Source organism: Streptomyces sp. W16 (assembly GCF_033194735.1).
Lineage (GTDB): Bacteria > Actinomycetota > Actinomycetes > Streptomycetales > Streptomycetaceae > Streptomyces.
The window spans coordinates 1-3,035 of the sequence record NZ_JAWOAI010000820.1 but is presented as its reverse complement, the minus strand read 5'-3'; the positions used below and the strand labels follow the sequence as shown (position 1 = coordinate 3,035).

The 3,035-nt window shown below is 72.6% G+C and carries 2 protein-coding genes and 2 pseudogenes; all 4 read right to left on the bottom strand.

The window, feature by feature from the left end:
- Positions 1–254 (bottom strand): annotated as a pseudogene (locus R6V09_RS49880) (universal stress protein); the annotation flags it as partial.
- Positions 255–270: 16 nt separating this feature from the next.
- Complete coding sequence (locus R6V09_RS49875; protein WP_317888048.1) at positions 271–1,521, bottom strand: arsenic transporter; 1,251 nt, start codon at positions 1,519–1,521, stop codon at positions 271–273.
- A gap of 70 nt (positions 1,522–1,591) precedes the next feature.
- Positions 1,592–2,287: a DUF4232 domain-containing protein gene (locus R6V09_RS49870; RefSeq protein WP_317888047.1), complete on the bottom strand. Its 696-nt coding sequence runs from the start codon at positions 2,285–2,287 to the stop codon at positions 1,592–1,594.
- Between the two features lie 112 nt (positions 2,288–2,399).
- Positions 2,400–3,035: pseudogene (locus R6V09_RS49865) on the bottom strand (serine/threonine protein kinase); the annotation flags it as partial.

The following is a 3,035-nucleotide window of genomic DNA, read 5'->3' as shown; positions in this document are numbered from 1 at the left end:
CGCCCCAGCCGCTCGGCCGCCGCGTCCAGCAGCTCCGCCGACGAGGTGCTGCCCAGATCCTCCAGCCGGGTCCCGGGATCACGCCCCGGACCACCCCGCCCGAGCAGCCCGGCGAACGCCCCGTGCGCGAGACCGGGCACGTCCGGCCCGCTGACATGCAGCAGCACCACCTCGGAATCCTCCGGCGCATGCGTCCGTACGGCGTCCACACAGGCGGGCCAGGTGCCCTCGACCAGCCAGGCGATCACACGCATTCGGTCTCCCTCGATGTCAGAGAACCTGGAGCGACACCCACAGTGCCACCGTCGCGGGGACGAGCGCGGACGGCACGGCGAGCAGCCCCAGCTTCGTGAACTCCCTGAGATCCACGCCGTGTTCGTGCTGATGCACGATCCGCCGCCACAGCAGCGTCGCGAGCGACCCGGCGTAGGTCAGGTTCGGCCCGATGTTCACCCCGAGCAGCACGGCGAGCACCGCCCCCGGCCCGGACTGCGCGGTCAACGGCAGCAGAACCAGCACGGCCGGCAGGTTGTTGATGAGATTCGCCAGTACGGCGGCCAGCGCGGCGATCCCGAGCAGGGCCGCGATGCCGGTCCCTCCGGGCAGCACGTGCCCGAGCGCGTCCGAGAGCCCGTTGTCCACCACCGCCCGCACCACGATCCCGAGCGCCAGCACGAACGCCAGGAAGGAGGGCGCGGCGGCCCGCACGACCGTCAACGGTGTCGCCTGCCGTCGTAGGAGCCCCCGGCCGGCCATGACGAGCGCACCCGCGAGCGCGGCCCATGCCGGGTCGATGCCGATCGCCGAGGTGAGCACGAACCCGGCGAGCGTGCAGGCGACGGTTGCCAGCGCGAACACCGGCAGTCCGGGCGTGTCGCCGGAGGCCGGCGAGGGCGCGGCTGCCGCCAGGTCGCGGGCGAAGAACTTCCGGAACACCAGGTACTCGGCGCCGATCGCGACCAGCCAGGGCAGCGCCATCAGCCCGGCGAAGCGGGTGAAGCTCAGGCCGCTCGCCGCGAACGCGAGGAGGTTCGTCAGGTTGGAGACCGGCAGCAGCAGCGAGGCCGTGTTCGACAGATGTGTACAGGCGTAGACGTGCGGCTTGGGACGCACGCCCATCCGGGACGCCGTCGCGAACACGACCGGCGTCAGCAGCACGATGGTGGCGTCCAGGCTGAGTACGGCCGTGATCGCCGAGGCCAGCGCGAACACCGCCGTCAGCAGTCGGCCGGGGCTGCCCTTCGCCCACTCGGCCATCCACGCGCCGCAGGCCCTGAACAGCCCCTCCACATCGCAGAAGTGGGCCAGCACCAGCACCGCGGCCAGGAACCCGACCACCGGTCCGAGCTGTTCGGCCTCCGCCCGCGCGTGGTCGAGCGAGATCGCCCCGGTGGCCACGGCGATCCCGGCGGCCGGGACCGCCATCACCGCCTCCGGCCGGCCGAAGGGACGGACGACGGCCCACACGAGGACGGCGACGAGCAGGACGACGGACAGGGTTTCGGCGAGCGGGGTGTTCAGGGGACGGTCCTCCGGGACGCGGGCAGCGGTGCCCGCCCCATGTAACCAGGCCGCCGCCCGAAGCCGGTGGTCAGGCGCCCGTGCCCGCGCTGAACACCGTCAGCCGCACCGAGGACGAGTTGCCCGACACCGGCACCGCGCCGTTCGTCCACTTCACGTGCAGCGAGTCCTCCTCGTCGGGCGGAGTCACCGCGAGCAAGCTCGGGGTCGCCGTCTTCGCGCCGCTGATCTCCGGGTTGGAGAAGGTCAGGCCCGCCCAGGCGCTCTGCCCCGGCTTCAGCGTGACCGTGGTGGCGGTGCTGCCGGACTCGCGCTGCGGGTCGTCGCCCAACTGCGTGCCGGACGCGTTCAGGAACGCGGCGCCGGGAAAGCCGCGCACCGTGCAGGTACGGCCGGACGCGTTGGTGAGGACGATCGGGAAGTTCTCCTGCCCGGCGCCCGGATCGTTGCCGCCCACCTTCGCCCGCAGCTCGGAGGTGTGGCACCGGCTGCTGCTCGTGACGCCGGAGCTTGAGGAGGCGGAGGTGGAGGAACCCGACGAGGTCGAGTCCGAGCCGGTGGCCGTGTCGCTGCCGCTCGACGAGGTGACCGGTGTGCCGGACCCGTCGGCCGAGGCGTCGCCGCCGGCGGGCGCGGCCGTACCCGACTGGGTCTGCGGGCTGCTCGCCGTGCCGCTGCCGTTGTTGCAGGCTGTCGTCAGGCCCAGCACGGCGACCGCGCTCACGAGCAGGGCCGCCCGGCGCAGGGACTGGGACGTGTTCGCCATCTTCAACACTCCTGGTGGTTCACCCCACAGCGCCTCGCGCGCTGTCACAGGGGTCCGATGCGCGTGCGCACCGAAAGGTTCGCGGGATCGACGATTCTTTTTACGGCAGTGATCAGGTGACCCGGAGCGAGCGGAGTATGCGCGAGGTCGCGTCACCGCTGTGCTGCCGTATCTGGACGTACACCTGGGGCTGCGCGGCGCCGCCGACCATGCGCAGCGCGGTCTCCGAGAGGGTGCCGGTGCCGCCCGAGCAGTCGCTCCAGGTGCGGATCGTGCCGCGCCAGGTGGCGCTGGAGTAGGCGCGGCTGCCGTCGTAGTGGCAGCCGGAGTGGGCGATGCCGTCCACCTCGGTGGAGACGCTGCCGTGCTCGCTCAGGCCGATGAACACGCCGTTCACGTCCGCCGAGAGGTCCGGCCACTTCGCCAGGTCGTCGGCGACGGCCAGCCCCGGTTCCTGCCCGGCACTCAGCCCGATCGAGTGCGGATCCCAGCCCGAGTCGCGCAGCTGACGGCCCCAGGAGCCGGGCACCTGGACCACGATCCGTCCGGTGCTGTCCTTGACCGTCAGTACCGAACTCCCGGACGACGACGGCAGGTTCAGCACCGCGACGCCCGCCCCGACGGCCACGACCACGAACAGCCCCGCCATCAGCGCGACTCCCCGGTGTCGGCCGTGCGGCTTGCCCACCGGGGTCTCGGCGGCCAGCCGCTCCAGCTCCGCCGCGAACGCCCGCGCCGTCGGCCAGCG

What these genes read in the sequence shown, in the direction of transcription:
- R6V09_RS49870 (WP_317888047.1), bottom strand. Translation starts at nt 2,287, where the DNA reads ATGGCGAACACGTCCCAGTCCCTGCGCCGGGCGGCCCTGCTCGTGAGC.